Source organism: Geodermatophilus sp. DSM 44513, assembly GCF_032460525.1.
Taxonomy (GTDB): domain Bacteria; phylum Actinomycetota; class Actinomycetes; order Mycobacteriales; family Geodermatophilaceae; genus Geodermatophilus.
In genome coordinates, this window is sequence record NZ_CP135963.1 from 2,600,993 (window position 1) to 2,618,964 (window position 17,972).

Annotated in this window: 18 protein-coding genes; 6 read left to right on the plus strand and 12 right to left on the minus strand. The window is 74.5% G+C overall.

What is annotated here, in order from left to right; translation table 11 throughout:
* Window positions 1-55: 55 nt before the first annotated feature.
* Window positions 56-1,111: a substrate-binding domain-containing protein gene (locus RTG05_RS12585; protein WP_166528925.1), complete on the minus strand. Its 1,056-nt coding sequence runs from the start codon at window positions 1,109-1,111 to the stop codon at window positions 56-58.
* A 137-nt stretch (window positions 1,112-1,248) separates the two neighbouring features.
* Between RTG05_RS12585 and RTG05_RS12590 the strand changes: the two genes are divergently transcribed.
* The gene (locus tag RTG05_RS12590; RefSeq protein WP_166528926.1) at window positions 1,249-1,659 is read left to right on the plus strand and encodes a MarR family winged helix-turn-helix transcriptional regulator; all 411 of its coding nucleotides are present in this window, start codon (window positions 1,249-1,251) and stop codon (window positions 1,657-1,659) included.
* A 71-nt stretch (window positions 1,660-1,730) separates the two neighbouring features.
* Complete coding sequence (locus RTG05_RS12595) at window positions 1,731-2,768, plus strand: alpha/beta fold hydrolase (RefSeq protein ID WP_166528927.1); 1,038 nt, start codon at window positions 1,731-1,733, stop codon at window positions 2,766-2,768.
* 101 nt (window positions 2,769-2,869) lie between these two features.
* Here the strand turns inward: RTG05_RS12595 and RTG05_RS12600 are convergent, their stop codons facing one another.
* The 7 genes from RTG05_RS12600 to RTG05_RS12630 all read right to left on the minus strand — a co-directional run bounded on the left by RTG05_RS12600 (window position 2,870) and on the right by RTG05_RS12630 (window position 9,858).
* Complete coding sequence (locus RTG05_RS12600; protein ID WP_166528928.1) at window positions 2,870-4,534, minus strand: catalase; 1,665 nt, start codon at window positions 4,532-4,534, stop codon at window positions 2,870-2,872.
* Entirely contained in the window at window positions 4,531-5,004 is a 474-nt protein-coding gene (locus RTG05_RS12605) for a Fur family transcriptional regulator (RefSeq protein WP_166528929.1), read from the minus strand. The genes RTG05_RS12600 and RTG05_RS12605 overlap by 4 nt, the downstream gene beginning before the upstream one ends.
* A gap of 155 nt (window positions 5,005-5,159) precedes the next feature.
* Window positions 5,160-6,059: a formyltetrahydrofolate deformylase gene (gene purU, locus RTG05_RS12610; protein ID WP_315911846.1), complete on the minus strand. Its 900-nt coding sequence runs from the start codon at window positions 6,057-6,059 to the stop codon at window positions 5,160-5,162.
* Between the two features lie 110 nt (window positions 6,060-6,169).
* Window positions 6,170-7,090: a non-homologous end-joining DNA ligase gene (gene ligD, locus RTG05_RS12615; RefSeq protein ID WP_166528930.1), complete on the minus strand. Its 921-nt coding sequence runs from the start codon at window positions 7,088-7,090 to the stop codon at window positions 6,170-6,172.
* Window positions 7,091-7,115: 25 nt separating this feature from the next.
* Window positions 7,116-8,054, minus strand: a complete 939-nt coding sequence (ligD, locus tag RTG05_RS12620; RefSeq protein WP_208105060.1) for a non-homologous end-joining DNA ligase — start codon at window positions 8,052-8,054, stop codon at window positions 7,116-7,118.
* 64 nt (window positions 8,055-8,118) lie between these two features.
* Window positions 8,119-9,165, minus strand: a complete 1,047-nt coding sequence (locus tag RTG05_RS12625; protein ID WP_315911847.1) for a non-homologous end joining protein Ku — start codon at window positions 9,163-9,165, stop codon at window positions 8,119-8,121.
* Window positions 9,166-9,294: 129 nt separating this feature from the next.
* Complete coding sequence (locus tag RTG05_RS12630) at window positions 9,295-9,858, minus strand: DUF1360 domain-containing protein (protein ID WP_166528932.1); 564 nt, start codon at window positions 9,856-9,858, stop codon at window positions 9,295-9,297.
* 169 nt (window positions 9,859-10,027) lie between these two features.
* Between RTG05_RS12630 and RTG05_RS12635 the strand changes: the two genes are divergently transcribed.
* The gene (locus tag RTG05_RS12635; protein ID WP_166528933.1) at window positions 10,028-10,447 is read left to right on the plus strand and encodes a hypothetical protein; all 420 of its coding nucleotides are present in this window, start codon (window positions 10,028-10,030) and stop codon (window positions 10,445-10,447) included.
* Between the two features lie 307 nt (window positions 10,448-10,754).
* The gene (locus tag RTG05_RS12640) at window positions 10,755-11,153 is read left to right on the plus strand and encodes an STAS domain-containing protein (RefSeq protein WP_166528934.1); all 399 of its coding nucleotides are present in this window, start codon (window positions 10,755-10,757) and stop codon (window positions 11,151-11,153) included.
* A gap of 102 nt (window positions 11,154-11,255) precedes the next feature.
* On the opposite strand, the gene RTG05_RS12645 is transcribed toward RTG05_RS12640, so the two are convergent.
* The gene (locus tag RTG05_RS12645) at window positions 11,256-12,275 is read right to left on the minus strand and encodes a DNA topoisomerase IB (protein WP_315911848.1); all 1,020 of its coding nucleotides are present in this window, start codon (window positions 12,273-12,275) and stop codon (window positions 11,256-11,258) included.
* A gap of 59 nt (window positions 12,276-12,334) precedes the next feature.
* Window positions 12,335-14,149 (minus strand): SpoIIE family protein phosphatase, encoded by a 1,815-nt coding sequence (locus tag RTG05_RS12650; protein WP_315911849.1) that lies wholly within the window; start codon window positions 14,147-14,149, stop codon window positions 12,335-12,337.
* 278 nt (window positions 14,150-14,427) lie between these two features.
* Between RTG05_RS12650 and RTG05_RS12655 the strand changes: the two genes are divergently transcribed.
* Both RTG05_RS12655 and RTG05_RS12660 read left to right on the plus strand, forming a co-directional pair.
* Window positions 14,428-14,925 carry an ATP-binding protein gene (locus RTG05_RS12655; RefSeq protein ID WP_166528937.1) on the plus strand — a complete coding sequence of 166 codons (498 nt, stop codon included), beginning with the start codon at window positions 14,428-14,430 and terminating at the stop codon, window positions 14,923-14,925.
* A complete protein-coding gene (locus tag RTG05_RS12660) occupies window positions 14,922-16,016 on the plus strand; it encodes an RNA polymerase sigma factor SigF (protein ID WP_208104930.1) in 1,095 nt (364 codons plus the stop codon). Before RTG05_RS12655 ends, RTG05_RS12660 begins: the two co-directional genes overlap by 4 nt.
* Window positions 16,017-16,195: 179 nt before the next feature.
* Here the strand turns inward: RTG05_RS12660 and RTG05_RS12665 are convergent, their stop codons facing one another.
* Window positions 16,196-17,404, minus strand: a complete 1,209-nt coding sequence (locus RTG05_RS12665) for an SPFH domain-containing protein (RefSeq protein ID WP_166528938.1) — start codon at window positions 17,402-17,404, stop codon at window positions 16,196-16,198.
* Between the two features lie 96 nt (window positions 17,405-17,500).
* Window positions 17,501-17,944 (minus strand): NfeD family protein, encoded by a 444-nt coding sequence (locus tag RTG05_RS12670; protein ID WP_166528939.1) that lies wholly within the window; start codon window positions 17,942-17,944, stop codon window positions 17,501-17,503.
* Window positions 17,945-17,972 lie beyond the last annotated feature (28 nt).

Here is a 17,972-nt window from a genome sequence, read left to right on the forward strand (position 1 = left end):
GCTTCGGTGGGAGGACTGTCCCGGCCTGCGACGGCCGGCGCAACCCGGCGGCGGCCTACAGCTCCGCGAGGACGTCGAAGTCGTAGCCGTCGGCCACCGCAAGGTGCACCCGCTGCCGGAGCTGGTTGCCGGCGAAGGCGACCGGGCCGCGGGGGCCGTCCCAGCCCACCCCGTCGGCCACCGCCGCCATCCGGGCGACGTCCAGGGTGCCGGCCCGCCGCGCCAGGGCCGCCAGCGCCAGCAGCCCCTCGTAGCAGGACTCGGCGGCGTTGTTCAGCGGCGGGGCGTCCGGGCCGTGCTGGTCGGCGTAGGCGCCGGTGAGGTCCAGCGCCGACGGGGTGGCCAGCGAGCGGAACCAGGCCGCGCAGACGAACAGGTTGCCGGTCGCCTCGGCCCCGCTGGCCAGGAGCATGTTCTCCTCCATGAGCGGGGTGAAGCGGACCAGGTCCTCCTGCAGCCCGCGCGCGGCGAACGCCCGGTTGAACGCCACCGCGTCCTGGCCGACGAGGTAGAGCAGCACCCCCTGGGCGTCGCTGCGCGCGACGCGCTCGACGACGTCGCCGTAGTCGGCGGTGCCCAGCGGCACGTAGGCGGTGCCGCTGAGCCGCAGGTCCAGCTCGCGGGCGAACTCCCGGGTGACCGCGACCGAGACGCGGGGCCACACGTAGTCGTCGCCCACGACGAACCACCGGCGCACGCCGCACACGTCGCGCAGCCAGCGCAGCGCCGGGGCGATCTGGCGGGCCGGCGTCTCACCCGAGCAGAACACGCCCGGCCGCTCCTCCCCGCCCTCGTACAGCGACGTGTAGACGTAGGGCACGCGACCGGCGGTCACCGGCGCCACGGCGTGCCGGACGGCGGAGATGTGCCAGCCGGTGACCGCGTCGACACGGCCCTCGTCGACCAGCCGCCCGACGGCCGCGCCGACCCGCTCGGGGTCGGCACCCCCGTCGACCACCTCCACGGCCACCTCCCGGCCGAGCACGCCGGTGTCGTTGACCGCCCGGACGGCGGTCGCGGCGACCGCCTCGCACGAGGGACCGAAGATCCCCGCCGGCCCCTGCAGCGGGACGACCAGCGCGATGCGGGTGACGTTGGCCGGTCGGTGCATCGACCCCCCTCGGGTGGGACGCAGTGGCGCGCCCCGCCGCCTCTGCGAGGATCGGGGCGCCGAGACCACTCTGCTGACCCGCCCCTCCGATGGGAAGGGCGCCCGCCGCCCGATCCCGCCGCTCAGAGGACGACCCCATGCCGCCGGACACCCCGCACGTCGACCTGCTGCGGCAGGTCGCCACCGGGCTGGCCGGGCGGGTGCAGGAGATCCTCGCGTCCTGCGACCTGACGCTGGACCAGTGGCGGGTGCTGCGGACCCTCGACGAGGGCCCGCTGTCGATGAGCGACCTGTCCACCCGCACGCGGATCCCCGCCCCGACCGCGACGCGCGTCGTGGACCGGCTGGTGGAGCGCTCGCTGGTCTACCGCAACGTCGACGCGGCCGACCGGCGGCGGGTGCTCGTGCACGCCGCCGAGCGGGGCCGGGCGCTGTGCCGGTCGCTGGCCCCGCGTATCGCCGACGCCGAGCGGGACGGACTGGCCGCACTGTCGGCCCGGGAGGCCGCCACCCTGCGCCGGCTGCTGGAGCGGCTGGCCACCGGCTGACCGCCCGGGTTGCGCCGCCGGCAGACCGGCGAGCAGGCTGCACCCGACACTTCCACGTGGAAGGGACTGCCGTGCCCCGACCGACCGACGCGGAGCTGTTCGACCTCGGTGACCTGCCCCTGCAGAGCGGCGGGACGCTGCGCGGCGCGCAGCTGGCCTACAAGACGTACGGGACGCTGGCCGAGGACCGCTCCAACGTGATCGTGCACCCCACCTGGTTCAGCGCCTGGCACGACGCCAACGAGTGGTCGATCGGCCCGGGCCTGGCCTGCGACCCCGACCGGTACTTCGTCGTCGTCCCCAACCAGCTGAACAACGGCCTGTCCAGCTCGCCGAGCACCACCCCGCCGCCGTTCGACGGGCCGCACTTCCCGCGGGTGACCTTCCACGACCAGGTGGAGGCCCAGCACCGGCTGCTCACCGGGAAGTGGGGCATCGAGAGCGTCGAGCTGGTGCTGGGCTCCTCGATGGGCGCCGGGCAGACCTACCAGTGGGCGGTCAGCCACCCGGAGATGGTCAAGCGGGCCGCGCCCATCGTCGGCTCCAGCCGGACCAGCGAGCACAACCAGGTCTTCATCAAGAGCCTGCGCGCCGCCCTCACCCTGGACCCCGCGTTCCGCGGCGGCGAGTACGCCCCGGACGCCCGCCCCACCGCCGGCCTGCGGGCCTTCGCCCGGATCTACGCCGGGTGGGGGCTGTCCCAGGCGTTCTACTGGGGCCGGGAGTACCGCGGCATGGGCTTCTCCTCGCTGGAGGACTTCCTGGTCGGGTTCTGGGAGGGGTTCTGGCTGGACCCCGACCGCGACCCGAACAACCTGCTGGCCATGCTGTGGACCTGGGAGCACGGCGACGTCGGCCGCACGCCGGGCTTCGACGGGGACACCGAGGCGGCGCTGCGCTCCATCCGCTGCCCGGTGGTGGCCATGCCCGCGCGGACGGACCTCTACTTCCCGCCCGAGGACGAGCAGTGGGCCGCGCAGTTCATCCCGCAGGGCGAGGTGCGGGTCATCGACACCACCTGGGGGCACTTCGGCGGCCTGGGCCTCAACCCGGCGGACAACGCGTTCGTCGACGCTGCGCTGGAGGAGCTGCTGGCCCGCCCGGTCTGACCGCCCGGACAGCGGAACGGGCCGCGACCGGGGATCCCGGTCGCGGCCCGCCGCTCGGTGAGGACTGGAACGGCCCCCTGCAGGGGCAGGGAGTCCTGTTCCTAGCCGGCCAGGACGACCCGCTCGTTGGGCACCGTGTGCGTCATCGTCAGGCCGGTGACGTCGCGCGGGCCGTTCTTGCCGAGGTTGGCCGCCCGCTGCAGCTCGGCCTCCGACAGGGTCTGCGACTGCAGCGGCTCCAGGCCACGGACGTCGTCGGCGCTGATGCCCAGGCCCTCGCCGACGCGGGCACCGAGCTCGTCGTCGCACATGAGGAAGTGCCACACCATCCGCTCCTGGACCGGCCGGGCGGCCTGTCCGATGAGCTCGACGAGGTTGGCGACCAGGTCGTCCTTCTCCCACTGCTCCATGAGCTGGTAGCGCTGCCCGGCCTGGGTGTAGTCGTCGGTCCGGGGGATCCGCTTGCGGGTCAGCCGGCCGGCGATTAGCGGGCCCTGCTCGTCGTGCGTGGGGTACTGGCCCTCGCGCAGGCCGCCGGTGATCGACGGCTCGTAGTTGACGTGCGGGTTCTGCCCGGCCCCGAGGTCCACGCCGTAGGACATCTGGCCACCGCGCTGGTTCGTGGCCACCCGGGCGTTCTTGGCGGAGTTCACCGGCAGCTGCAGGTAGTTCGCCCCGACCCGGTAGCGCTGGGCGTCGGAGTAGGAGAACGTCCGGCCGACCAGCATCTTGTCGTCGGAGAAGTCCAGCCCGTCGACCAGCACGCCGGTGCCGAAGGCGCTCTGCTCGTTCTCGTTGTGGTGGTCGCCGACGTTGCGGTTCAGCGTCATCGTCCCGACCAGCTTGGGCTCGAAGTCGTTCTCCGGCCACACCTTGGTGTCGTCCAGCGGGTCGAAGTCCAGCTCGGGGTGCTCGTCGTCGCTCATCACCTGGACGTAGAGGTCCCACTGCGGGAAGTCGCCGCGCTCGATGGCCTCGTAGAGGTCCTTCGAGGCGTGCCCGAGGTCGCCGCCCTGGATCACCGCGGCGTCGGCCTCGGTGAGGCTCTTGACGCCCTGCCGGGGCAGCCAGTGGTACTTGACCAGGACGGTCTCGCCCTGGGCGTTGACCCACTTGTAGGTGTTCACGCCGAAGCCCTGCATGTGCCGGTAGTCCGCCGGGATGCCGCGCGGGCTGAACAGGTTGACCAGCATGTGCATGGCCTCCGGCGTCTGCGACATGAAGTCGAAGATCCGGGCCGGCTCCTGGCGGAAGGTGATCGGGTCGGGCTTGAGGGAGTGGATGACGTCGGGGAACTTGATGGCGTCGCGGATGAAGAAGACCGCCAGGTTGTTGCCGACGATGTCCCAGTTGCCGTCCTCGGTGTAGAACTTCACCGCGAAGCCGCGCGGGTCGCGCGCCGCCTCGGAGGAGTCCCGGCCACCGATGACCGTGGAGAAGCGGATGGCCAGGTCGGTCTTCTTGCCCGGCGTGTTGAACAGCTTGGCCCGGGTGTAGCGCTCGATGGGCTCGTCGCCCCACGTCCCGGTGGCCTCGAACTCGCCGTAGGCCACGAAGCCGCGGGCGTGCACGACCCGCTCCGGGATGCGCTCCCGGTCGAAGTGGCTGATCTTCTCGAGGAACTGGTAGTTCTCCAGCGTGGCCGGGCCACGGGCACCGACCGTCCGGGAGTTCTGGTTGTCGTAGACCGGGTGGCCCTGACGGTTGGTCAGGACGGCGCGGTCGGCCTCGCTGGCCGCCGGACCCTGCGATGCGACGTCGGTCATGCGTGTTCTCCTCCTCGATCGTCGTGCGGGAGTACCTGGGTGGTCACTCCCGGTGTCCCTACCCGGCAGGCGCGGCACAGACCCCAGAAGACGACCTCCGCCTCGTCGACGACGAAACCCGCCGTGTCCGACGGCGTCAGGCACGGGGCCGCCCCGACGGCGCAGTCGACGTCCGCGACCGCGCCGCACGAGCGGCAGACCAGGTGGTGGTGGTTGTCGCCGACCCGCAGCTCGAACAGCGCCGGCGCACCGGCGGGCTCGATCCGGCGGGCCAGGCCACCGGCGACCAGCGCCTCCAGGACCCCGTAGACCGCCTGCGGCGAGACCGTCGGGTGCAGGGCGCGGGCCGCGGTGACGATGGTGTCCACGTCCGCGTGCGGACGCCCGGCGAGCACCTGCAGCACCGCCAGCCGGGGCCGCGTGACGCGCAGCCCCGCCGAACGCAGCCGGTGCTGCCAGGTCGTCTCCATCGGAGTCCAGGGAACGCCCTTTCCTTGATTGAGTCAAATCAAGGACCCCGTCCCCCTCACCCCTCGCACGCTCGGGGCGAGCCTCCGGATGGGGCCGCCCCGTGCCCCCACCGCTCGCACGCTCGCGGCGGGCCCCTGCACGGGGGCCGGAGACGCTAGGCGAAGACGATGGTGCGCTCGCCGTCCACGATGACGCGGTCCTCGACGTGCCAGGTGACGGCCTGGGCGAGCACCTGCCGTTCGACGTAGCGGCCGATGCGGCGCATGTCCTCCACGGTCGCGCGGTGGTCGACGCGGGCGACCTCCTGCTCGATGATCGGCCCGGCGTCCAGGTCCGGGGTCACGTAGTGCGCGGTGGCGCCGATGAGCTTCACGCCGCGGTCGTGCGCGGCGCGGTAGGGGTTCGCGCCGACGAAGGCCGGCAGGAAGCTGTGGTGGATGTTGATCAGCCGCTCCGGGAACCGGGCGCAGAAGTCGGCCGAGACGATCTGCATGTACCGGGCGAGCACCACCAGGTCGACGTCCCCGACCAGCTCCAGCGCCCGCGCCTCGGCGTCGGCCTTGGTCTCCGGGGTCACCGGCACGTGGTGGAACGGGACGCCGGCGCCGCGGGCCACGGGCTCGAGGTCGGGGTGGTTGGAGACGACGGCGGCGATCTCCGCCCGCAGGTCGCCGGCGCGCACCCGGTAGAGCAGCTCCTGCAGCACGTGGTCCGTCTTCGACACGAACACCGCGACCCGCTGCCGGTGCGTGGCCTCGGTGAGCCGCCAGGTGAACTGCCACTGCTGGGCCAGCAGCGCCAGCGCGCCCTCCAGCTGGTGGCGGCGGGCGGCCAGGTCGGCGAGGAAGAACTCCAGCCGCAGCGTGAAGGTGCCGCCCACCGGGTCCGAGGAGTGCTGCTGGGAGTCGGTGATGTTGGCCCCGACGTCGGCCATCAGGCCGCTGAGGACGGCGACGATGCCCGGCCGGTCGGGGCAGCGCACGACCAGCCGGCCGACGTCGGCCAGCCGGTCGTCGGGCAGGCCGGGCGGGGACGGTGCAGCGGTGGCGGACACGGCTGTCGAGGATGCCAGTAGAAGGACCTCGCCCCTCTCACCCCTCGCAAGCTCGGGCTGAGCCTCCGGGCGAGGCCGGATGACGAAGAGTGGGGAGGAGGGGGTCCTCCTCAGGCGGGCGGCAGGGTGGCCCGCCGGGCGCCGGCGACGTCGAAGAGGTCGCCGTACTCCTCGACGCGCGCCAGCACCTCGTCGGTCCGGAACCGCAGCGAGCCGGGGTCGGCCCCGTCGAGCACCGCCTCCACCTCGTCCCAGCCGATCGGCGCGGACACCGGCGCGTCCGGGCAGGCCCGCAGCGAGTACGGGGCGACGGTCGTCTTGGCCGGGTTGTTCTGGCTCCAGTCGACGAGCACCTTGCCCGGCCGCAGCACCTTCTCCATGCGCCACACGACCCGGTCGGGTGTCTCGCCGGACAGCTGCTGGGCCAGCGCCCGGGCGTACCGGCTGGGGTGCTCGCGGTCGGCCACCCGGATCGGCGCGTACACCTGCATCCCCTTGGAGCCCGACGTCTTCACCACCGGGTCCAGACCATCGGCCACCAGCTGGTCGCGCAGCCGCTCGGCGACCTCGCAGCACTCCAGGATCCCGGCGTCCGGCCCGGGGTCCAGGTCGAGCACCAGCAGGTCGGGCAGCGCCGGCTGCAGCCGGCTGCCGACCTGCCACTGCGGCACGTGCAGTTCGAGGGCGGCCAGGTTGGCCGCCCAGGCCAGGTCGGCGACGGTCTCCAGGACGACCATGTCGAGGGTCTCCCGGCCCCGCGAGCTGCCCGGGCTGGGGACCGTCACCTTCCGCACCCAGTCGGGGGCGTGCCGGGCGCTGTTCTTCTCGAAGAACGCCTGCCCCTCCACGCCGTCGGGCCAGCGGGTGAACGTGACCGGCCGACCGGACAGGTGCGGCAGCAGCACCGGCGCGATGCGCACGTAGTAGTCGATGACCTGGGCCTTGGTGAAGGAGACCTCGGGGAAGAGCACCTTCTCCAGGTTCGAGACGTGCAGCTGCCGCCCCTCGACCCGCACCAGCTGCCGGCTCACGGCCGTACCAGTACCCGGTCGGCGGTCACCACTCCTCGACCACGTCCTCCGGGCCCAGGTCGTCGCGCAGCCCGCGCCACGCCGGGTGCCGCAGCCGCCCGTCGGCGGTCCACCCGGCGAACGCCACCTCCCCCACCAGCCGGGGTTCGACCCAGTGCGCGTCGCGGGTGACCTCCCGCGGCAACGCGTCGGTGAACGGGGGCGTGCGGCGCGCCGCGAACAGCGGCTCAAGCTCCCGCAGGGCCGCGGCGGTGAAGCCGGTGCCCACGTGCCCGGCGTAGACCAGCCGGCCGGCGTCGTCGTGCACGCCGACCAGCAGCGACCCCACTCCCCCGGCCCGCCGGCCCTGCCCGGGTCGCCAGCCGCCGACGACGACCGCCTGCGTCCGGACGTTCTTGACCTTGCGCCACTCCGGACCGCGCACCCCGGGGCGGTAGGGCGAATCCAGCCGCTTGGCGACCACGCCCTCCAGCCCGTTGTCCCGGCTGGCGGCCAGCACCGCGGCCCCGCCGCCACGGAACCACGGCGTGGGCACCCACCGCCCGCCGGCGACGCCGAGGGCCTCCAGCCGCTCCCGGCGCCGGGCGTACGGCAGCGCCAGCAGGCTCTGGCCGTCCCAGGCCAGCAGGTCGAAGACCAGGAAGGTGACCGGGGCGTCCGCGGCCATCCGGGCGACCTCCGGGCCGGTGCGGTGCATCCGCCCCTGCAGCGTGCCGAAGTCCGGGCGGCCGCGGGCGTCCAGGGCGACCACCTCCCCGTCGACGACGGCGTCGTGCGCGGCGAGCGCTGCCGGTACCCGTTGCAGTTCGGGATAACGGATGGTCGTCTCCGTGCCGCTGCGTGCCCACAGCGTCAGGCTCCCAGCGGCCACGACGGCGACCGCCCGGACGCCGTCCCACTTGAACTCGTAGCCCCAGTCGCCGTCGTGCGCGGGCGGTGGCAGCTCGCCCGGGGTGGCCAGCATGGGCGCGACGGGCGGTCCGGTGGACGCGTCGCCGTCCCCCTGCCGGCCACCCCGGGCGGGCACCTCAGGCGGTGCGGCGGGCCCGCTTGGCCCGCGGCGCGCCGGCGGTGGCCCCCTCCGCCGAGGTCTCCCCCGCCGTCCCCTCCGTCGCCTTCCCGCCCGCCGCCTTCCTGCCCGCCGTCTTGCCCGCCGTCGTCCTCTTCGCCGCTGCCTTGGGTGCCGTTGTGCGCGCCGCTGCAGGCTCCTCCGCCGGGGTCCGGCGGGCCGGCGCGCCCTTCCTCGGGGCGGTCGCCTTCTTCGCCGGTGCCCGCCGGGCCGGCGCCTCCTCGGCCGGCGCGCCGCCGCGGGCGGCCTCCACGCTGCGGCGCAGCGCGCTCATCAGGTCGACGACGGCGGCGCCGGAGTCCGCCGTCTCCGGCAGCGGCTGCACCTCACCGCCGCTCTGCTTGGCCTCCAGCAGGGCGGCCATCGCCTCGCGGTAGTCGTCGGTGAACTCCGTCGGGTCGAACTCGCCGGTCATGGAACCGATCAGCGCCTCGGCCATCTGCAGCTCCTGCGGCCGCACGGCGACGTCCTCGTCGAGGAACGCGAAGTCGGGGCGGCGGATCTCGTCGGGCCAGCGCATGGTGTGCAGCACCATCACGCCGTCCTTCACCCGCAGCGCCGCCAGCGACTCCCGGGAGCGGATGGAGATCTTGGTGATGGCCACCCGGCCGGCGTTCGCCAGCGCGTCGCGCAGCAGCACGTACGGGCGGGTCGCCGAGGCGTCGGGCTCCAGGTAGTAGGTCTTCTCGTACTGGATCGGGTCGATCTCGTCCTGGTCGACGAACTGCAGCACCTCGATCTCCCGCCGCGAGGCCAGCGGGAGGTCCTCGAAGTCCTCGTCGGTGAGCACCACGAGCTGGCCGTCGGGGAGCTCGTAGCCCTTGGCGATCTCGGCGTACTCGACCTCCTCGCCGTCGATCGAGCACACCCGCCGGTACTTGATGCGCCCGCCGTCGGTGGCGTGCACCTGGTTGAACCGGATGTCGTGGTCCTCGGTGGCCGTGTACAGCTTCACGCCGATGCTGACCAGGCCGAAGGAGACCGCCCCGCGCCAGATCGACCGCATGCCGTGCTCCTGTCCGAGACTCGGGACCGCGACCGCGGGCGGGGAAGACGGGCGGCCAAGATCACCAGGATAGGCGCGCGGGGGGCGTGGTGACGGGTCTGCGGCCGCGGCCCTCCCCCGACCGAGGGGTCAGCCCTCGCCCTCGCCGCCTCCGGTGACGTCGTCCTGGATCGCGTCGTAGGCGAACTGCAGGACGTCCGAGCCCGCGACCGCCGTCATCGTCAGCGCCGCCAGGCGGGTGGCGTTCGGGGCGGCGACGTAGGAGAAGACGAACGCCGTCCCCACCCACTGCGCCAGGCAGAACGGGCAGGTGACCAGCTCGCCGACGGCGTGCTTCCAGCCGCCGTGCTCGCGGACCTCCTCGGCGAGCTCCGCCTCCCCCGACGCGCCGCCGAAGGTGGCGAACGGCGCCCGCAGCGGGCTGGTCACCGGGTCCTTCGCGATCCGGCGGGCCAGCCGGAAGGTGGCGACGGTCAGCAGGACCGCATCACCCAGCGGGATCCGCTCGGGCAGGGGGCGGCCCGACGCGCGCACCGCGACCGCACCGGCGGCCACCACGCCGCTGTACACGCCCATGGCGCCGAGGAAGCCGCCGAGCGGCCGGTCCTCACCACGCGTGTACGCCCGCTGCTGGGCCTGCGCCCAGCGGCGGACGGGAGAAGTTATCCGCTGTACCTCGTCTGCGACGGCCATGCCCGCCGCGCTACCCCACCTCCCCCGGTGCCATGCGGGAGCGCCTCGGCACCGGGTGGAGCCCACGCATGGCGGCCGGGCGACCGGGTAGGCGCACACCCAGTCCGCGGCCGACCGGGCCGCGTCCCGCGGGGCCACCCCGCCGCACCGTGCACCAGGAGGACACCCCGTGAGCCAGCCCACCGAAGGCCAGACCGCCCGTGACGTCTTCCCCGAGGACGAGGGCCTCCCCGAGGTCGCCCAGGACGACTCCCCCACGATGGCCGGTGCGGAGGACCCGCAGTTCGCGCCCGTCCCCGGCGAGGACCCCGACTCCAGCGCCAGCCTGGACTTCGGCACCACGGCGCTGGAGCAGTCCGAGGGCGAGTCGCTGACCGGGCGGCTGGACCGCGAGGTCCCCGACGACCAGCCCGACGTCCGCCCCGCCGAGGACCCCGCCCGCGGCATCGGGCAGCTCGAGCAGGACCACTCCACCACCCCCGACACCGACTCCGGCACGAACCGCACCGCCGACGACGTCGAGGCGAGCCTGGACCCCGCGGCCGGCGGTCAGGGCCCCGAGGAGTCCGCGATCCACGCCGTCGACTGAGCGGTGCGGACCGTCGACCCGCTGGGCCGGCGCCGCGGCCGGGGAGCCGTCGTGAGCGGCCGGCCCCGACGTCGAGGTCGCCCACCCGCGACGGTGGTGTCACTCCAGGCGGGTTGGCGCGTCCGCGTCCGCGTGTCTACGTTGTCTGTGCGGTTGAGCAGGCAGCCGCGGCCGACCCGGGAGCACCGGGATCGGACACGTTCGCAGACGCGCGTGTCCGGGGGCCACGACATCCGGGGGGCCGCGCAGCGGTAGATTCACCGGGCGGTCGTGCCGCCGGGTACTGCCGCTGAGAGGAGTTCCGCCCGTGACCACATCCGACCTACCTGCCGAGGGGCAGCCCGACGTGTCGACCGAGGGCACGGAGGCACCCTTCGACGACGTGATCACGCTGTCGACCTCCACCGGTGAGGACGGCGTGGTCACGGTGACGGTCGTCGGCGAAGTGGACACGTTCACCGCTCCGGTGCTCCGCTCCTCCCTCGACGCCCAGCTGGAGCAGCAGCCCTCCGCTCTGGTCATCGACCTGGCGGGCGTGCAGTTCCTGGGGTCGGCCGGCCTGGCCGTGCTCGTCGAGACGCAGAAGTCCGCCCGTTCCCGCGACGTCGAGCTGCGCCTGGTGGCCACCACCCGCGCGGTCACCCGCCCGCTGGAGGTCACCGGCCTGATCGACCTGTTCACGATCGTCGACGGCAGCACCCGCTGAAGGAGGACCCCGTCCTCCTCATCCCTCGCAGGCTCGGGACGAGCCTCCGGACGGGGCCGGGCACGGCGAGGGGCCCCGCCGCGGCGGGGCCCCTCGCCGTCCTCAGGCGCTGAGCAACCGGCAGACCGCCTGCTCCAGCGTGCGCTGCACCTCCCGGTCCCCCTCGGCACCCTGGGCCTCGGTCAGAGCGGCGGCGATGGTCTCGCCGTGCTCGAAGCGGTCGACCACCCGCGGGTCGACGTAGCTGGCCTTGCACACCGCCGGGGTGTTGCCCAGTTGCTCCGAGACGGTCCGGTAGGCCGCGCTGATCACCCGCTTGCGCGCCGTCTTCGACCGCGGCGGCGCCTCCTGCGCCAGGACGGCGGCCATCTGCACGGTGGCGTTCCAGGTCCGGAAGTCCTTGGCGGTGATCTCCGCCCCGCTGACCTCCTTGAGGTAGGCGTTCACCTCGGTGCTCGTGACGTCGTGCCAGCCGCGCCCGCCCCCGGGCTCCTCGACCCAGTAGCCGAGCAGGTCCTCCCCGGTCTCCGCGGGGCGCTGCAGCAGCTCGCGGACGACCAGGGCGGTCGGCCGGTCGACGAGCTCCACCTCCCGGTCCTTGTTGCCCTTCGCGGTGAAGGAGAAGAAGACCTGCTCGCCCCGGACCCGCACGTGCTCCCGGCGCAGCGTGGCCAGGCCGAACGTGCCGTTCTCCTCGGCGTACTGCTCGCTGCCGACGCGGAACGCGCCCAGGTCCAGCAGCCGGACGGAGGCGGCCAGCACCCGCTCGCGGGTCAGCCCCGCACCGGACAGCGCCTCGACGATGGCGTCGCGGACGTCGGGCAGCTGCTGGGCGATCTCCAGCACGCGCTCGTGCTTCTCGGCGTCCCGCTTGGCGCGCCAGGCGTCGTGGTAGCGGTACTGCCGCCGCCCGGCGGCGTCCACCCCGGTGGCCTGGATGTGCCCGCCCGGCCACGGGCAGATCCAGACGTCCTTCCACGCCGGCGGGATGACCAGCGACCGGAGGCGGTCCAGCCGCTCGTCGCGGATCAGCGAGCCGTCGACGTCGTAGTAGGCGAAGCCCCGCCCGACGCGCCGGCGTCGGTAGCCGGGGCCGTGCACGTCGCTGCGGCGGAGTCTCACACCCACGGGGATGGGCACCACCGCCGTCCGGCAAACGCGGGACGACGGCGGTTCGCCCGTCAGCGCAGCTCGACCAGCCCGTCCAGCCCGCTGATCTCCAGCACGTGCCGGGTCACGCCACCCGCCGGGGCGTGCACCACCAGGCGCCAGCCCTCGTCGCCGGCGATCCGCGCCACGGCCAGGACGACCCGCACCGCGGCACTGCTGAACAGGGTGACCGCGGCCAGGTCCAGCTCGACCCGGCCGGTGCCGCCGTGGCTGGCCTCGAGCAGCCGGATGCGCATCTGCTCGGCACCGGAGGTGTCCACCGGACCGGCGGCGCGCACCACCGGCCGCTCGGCACTGCGGTCGACGACGACGTCGGCGGCACTGGTGCTCCCGCGGCGCCGGTCGTCGTCCTCCGGGCGCCGCCGCAGCCGCACGCTCAGCGTGACCGTCGTGCCGCGCTCGCCCTGCAGCACCACCCCGTCGACGAGCTGCCGCATGATCAGCAGCCCGCGGCCACGGTCGCCCGGGTCCCGGTCCGGCGGGCGCCACCGGCCCTGGTCGCGCACCGTGACCGTCAGCTGGCCGTCCACGTCGACCGCCGCGGTCACCTGCATCCGCCCGGGCTCGGTGCCCCGGTAGGCGTGCTCGGCGGCGTTGGCCGCCGCCTCGCCCACCGCGACCATGACCCCCACCCGGTCCTGCTCGCCCATGCCCAGCCCGGACAGCCACGCGCCCAGGTGCCGGCGCACCGACGGCAGCGCGGCCGGGACGGCGGGCAGGTCGAGGTCCAGCGGCTCGGTTCCCTCGGCGCGGCGGTGCGCGACGAGGACGGCGATGTCGTCGGGGCGCTCCCCGGCGTCCACGAGCCCCGTCAGGATGGCGGCGGCCAGCTCCCCCGACGCGTCGCCGTCCAGGGCGCCCGGCGCGGCCAGCGCGGTGCGCGACACCGCGGCCAGCCGGTCCAGCCCCTCCGCCGACGACGACCCGGAGGTGGCCACGGCGCCGTCGGAGAACAGCACGAGGGTGGCCCCCTGCGGCAGCTGCGCGTCGGCGGCCACGGTGGGTGCGCCGGGCAGGCTGCCCAGCGGCGGGCGGGGTGTCAGCGGGAGGAAGTCCGCGCTGCCGTCCGCGCGCACCAGCAGCGGGGCCGGGTGACCGGCGGCGGCGTAGGTCAGCCGGCCGGTGGCAGCCTCGAGCACCCCGTAGAAGACCGAGGCGCCCTCGACGTCGTCCATCTGCCCGGCGAACGCGTCCAGCGCCGAGACGACCGCCGTCGGGGAGGGGTCGCGCAGCGCCACCGAGCGCATGGCGCCGCGCAGCCGGCTCATCGCCCCGGCGGCGGGCACCCCGTGGCCGACGGCGTCGCCGACGACCAGCGCGACCCGGCCGCGGCCGAGCGGGACGGCGTCGTACCAGTCGCCGCCGGCGGCCTGCACGGAGCTGGCGCGGTGGTAGCCGCCGGACAGGCGCACGTCCGGCAGCAGCGGCAGCGCGGGCGGCAGCAGCGAGAGCTGCACCTGGTCGACGACGTCCCCGGCCGCGGAGGCGGCCCCCGGCTCGGCGGGGGCCCCCTGGACGACCAGCAGCACGCCGGGCCGCCCCTGCACCTGCAGCGGCTGGAGCACGACGGTCGGCGACCGGCCGTCGGGCCCCGGCTCACCGTGCACGGTCTCGGCGTCCCCGCCGCGGGCGACCGCCCCGGTCAGCTCCCCGACCCCGATCCCGGCGGCCGCGGCGACGTCGCCGGGCGCCGTCCCGACGCCGCGGGCACGCGCGTTGGCCCAGATGGGTTCCAGGTCGGGTCCGGCCAGGCACCAGATGGCCGCCGGGGCGGCCTCCATCGCGGCGACGAGCGCTGCGTCGTCGACCGCGGCCGGCCCGGACACCGGTCTCTGCTGACTGACGTTCATCTCGGGCCAGCGAACCGCAGCCCCCCGTGGCCTGCAACCGGGGCGATCGGCCGTGTGACCTGGGGTTTGACCGGCCCGCGCGCCCGGGTACCACGGCTCCTCGGGCCGTCGGCCCACGGCGCCGCGGACGGCGACGCACACGGGTCGGGCAGGATGGACGCGGACCCGCGGCCGGGCCTCCTGGAACCGGAGCGCGGCAACCGGGCTGGGACACCGGGCCGGCACACCAGGTGAGGACGAGGAGCGGACGACGGATGGTGGACTCGAGGGGTGCCCTCGCGCGGGACGGGCGGCGCGCCGAGCGACTGGAACTGCGGGTGCCCACCACCCCCACCCAGCTGCCCGCCGTGCGGGCCATGGCCGGTGACCTGGCGATGCGGATGGACTACGACCTCGACGCGGTCGAGGACCTCCGGCTGGCCGTGGACGAGGCCTGCGCGACCCTGGCCGCGATCGTCGACGAGAACCGCCGGCTGACCGTCGTGTTCGAGACCACCCGCGCCGGTCTGCACATCGACGCCTGGGTCTCGACCGCGGAGGGCACCGACGTCCCCCGCGACGGCTTCGGCTGGGCGGTGCTGCACACCCTGGTCGACAAGGTGGAGGCCGGCCCCGCGACCCAGGCGACGGTCCCGGCCGGGGACGGCGGCGGCTCGGCCGTCGCGGTCATCTCCATGGACAAGTACCTCCCGGGACAGCACCCCGACCAGATGCTCGGGGACTCGGGCCAGAGCATCTCGGTCGCGCGGTGACCGGGGCGGCATCCCCGGAACCCCAGACCGTCGAGGAGGACACCCTGCGCGACGACGAGTTCGCGGCCGGCCGCCGCGGAGAGGGGGAGGTCGCGTCCGAGGGGGTACCCGTCGTGGTCCCCGACCCGCGCAGCGAGACCGTCCCCGCCCCGGACGCCGGCGCACCGCTCGGGCGCGCCACCGCCGACGGCCCGGACGGGACCGGCGACGACGAGACGGCCGACGACGCAGCGACCGACGGCGAGACGGCCGACAGCGAGACGGCGGACGCCGACCCGGCTGACGGCGACGCGGCCGACGGCGGGACGCCGGGCGCCGCGCCGGTCTCGGAGAACCGGCGCCGGGCCGAGCGCACCGCCCCGCTGTTCGCCGAGCTGGCCGGCCTGGAGAAGGACGACCCGCGCCGCGAGCGGCTGCGCGAGGTCCTCGTGGAGGAGCACCTGCCGCTGGTCCGGCACTTCGCCCGGCGGTTCAGCAACCGCGGCGAGCCCTTCGACGACCTGCTGCAGGTCGGCACGCTCGGGCTCATCGCGGCCATCGACCGGTTCGACCCGAACCGCGGCGTGGAGTTCCTCTCCTTCGCCGTCCCGACGATCACCGGCGAGATCAAGCGGCACTTCCGCGACCAGGGCTGGTCGGTGCGCGTCCCGCGGCGGCTGCAGGAGCTGCACCTGTCGCTCAACGCCGCCGTCGGCGAGCTGGCGCAGAAGAACGGCCGCGCCCCGACGCCGTCGGAGCTGGCCGAGCACCTGGGCATCCCGCGCGCAGAGGTGCTCGAGGGGCTGGCCGTCGCCAACGCCTACCGCAGCAGCTCGCTGGACGAGCGGCTCTCCGGTGAGGACGACTCCCCCACCCTCGCCGCCACCCTGGGCGAGGAGGACGCCGCGCTCGAGGGCGTGGAGTACCGCGAGTCCCTGCAGCCGCTGCTGGCCACCATCCCGGCCCGTGAGCGCCGGATCCTCATCCTGCGGTTCTTCGGCAACATGACGCAGTCGCAGATCGCCGCGGACATCGGCATCTCCCAGATGCACGTGTCCCGGCTGCTCAGCCAGACGCTGGCCAAGCTCCGCGAGGGCCTGCTGAAGGACTAGAACACTGCGGTCCTACCGGACCGCACCGCCACCAGGTGCCCGTAAGGACCTCGGTGCCCCCCACCACTCGCACGCTCGTGGCGGGCCCCTGCAGGGGGCCGGCCCGTGTCCCGGTCGGATGGAGGGCCCCCGCGACCGAGCCACCCCGGCCGGGCCCCGTCCCCGGCCGGGTGCCGCCGTCAGGGGCGCGGCGACCCGGCCTGGTCCTGCTGCCCGGGCGCCGGCGCGGCGACCTCCTGCTCGGCGGTGCGGGCCAGGGCCGTGGTGTCGGGGACCTCGGGCGTCGGGACGGCCGGCGCGGTGTCGGTGATGCTGGACAGCTCGATGCGCGCCTCGGGCTGGTCGGCGGCCCGGGGCAGCGCGGACTCGAACCAGCCGGAGGTGTCCATCTCCGCGGTCGGCCGGGCCGTGCCGTCCCGCGAGGGGTCGACGTCCATCCAGGAGCGCCCGTCGCCGTCGGCACCGCCCAGCTTGGCCAGCCCCTCCAGCGCCTTGCTGAACTCGCTGGGCACGATCCACATCTTGTTCGCGTCGCCCTGGGCGATCTGCGGCAGCGTCTGCAGGTACTGGTAGGCCAGCAGCCCCTGGTCGGGCTTGCCGTCGTGGATGGCCTGGAACACCGTCTCGATCGACTTGGCCTGCCCCTGCGCCTGCAGGAACAGCGCCGCCCGCTCGCCCTCGGCGCGCAGGATGCGGCTCTGCCGCTCGGCCTCCGCCTCCAGGATCGCCGCCTGCTTCTTGCCCTCCGCGGACAGGATCGCCGAGGCCTTCTGCCCCTCGGCGGTGGTGATCGCCGACTGCCGGGCACCCTCGGCGGTCAGGATGATCGCCCGCTTGTCGCGGTCGGCGCGCATCTGCTTCTCCATCGAGTCGCGGATGGACGGCGGCGGGTCGATCGCCTTGATCTCCACGCGGGCCACCCGCAGCCCCCACGGGCCGGTGGTGCCGTCGAGCACCTCGCGCAGCTGGCTGTTGATGCCGTCGCGGCCGGTGAGCGCGCCCTCCAGGTTGAGCCCGCCGACGACGTTGCGCAGCGTGGTGGTGGTCAGCTGCTCCATGCCGGTGATGTAGTTCGCGATGCCGTAGACGGCCAGCCGCGGGTCGGTGACCTGGAAGTAGACGACGGTGTCGATGCCGACCTGCAGGTTGTCCGAGGTGATCACCGGCTGCGGCGGGAAGGAGATGACCTGCTCGCGCAGGTCGATCGTGGCCCGCACCCGGTCGACGAAGGGCACCAGCAGCGACAGCCCCGGGGAGAGGGTGCGGCTGTAGCGGCCCAGCCGCTCGACGACCTTGGCCTGGGCCTGCGGCACGATCGTCACGCTCTTGGCGAGGACGACGACGACCAGCAGGGCGACGACGATGAGGGCGATCAGTGCGGGCGTCACGGGAACGCTCCTTCCTGGTGGTCCTCCCCGGGATCCTGCCCTCGCCGGGTCACGTTCCGGCCACGGCGCCGCACGGGATCACCCGTGCGCGCAGGGTCACTCCAGCTCGAGGGCGTCCCCGACGACCGCGGTGGCGCCGTCCACCTGCATGATCCGCACGGTCGCGCCGACCGGGAACCGCTCCCCGCCGTACTGGCTGCGCGCGGTCCACTCGTCGGCGCCCACGCGGATCCGACCGCCGTGCCCGTCGATCTCCCGGGTGACCCGCGCCGTGCGGCCGACCAGCGCGGCGACGCCGTCGAGCTGCTCCGGGGTCCGCTCGGTCAGGTGGCGGGCGGCCAGCGGGCGGACCACCGCCACCAGCAGGGCGGCCACGACGACGAACGCGACCAGCTGCAGCGCCACCGAGCCGCCCAGCAACGCGACACCGACACCGCCGAGCGCCCCACCGGCGAGCATCAGCAGGAACAGGTCGCCGCTGGCCAGCTCCCCGGCGGCGAACAGGCCCGAGGCGATGAGCCACAGCACCCACTCGTCCACGACGTCATCCTCCCAGACCGGGACCGGC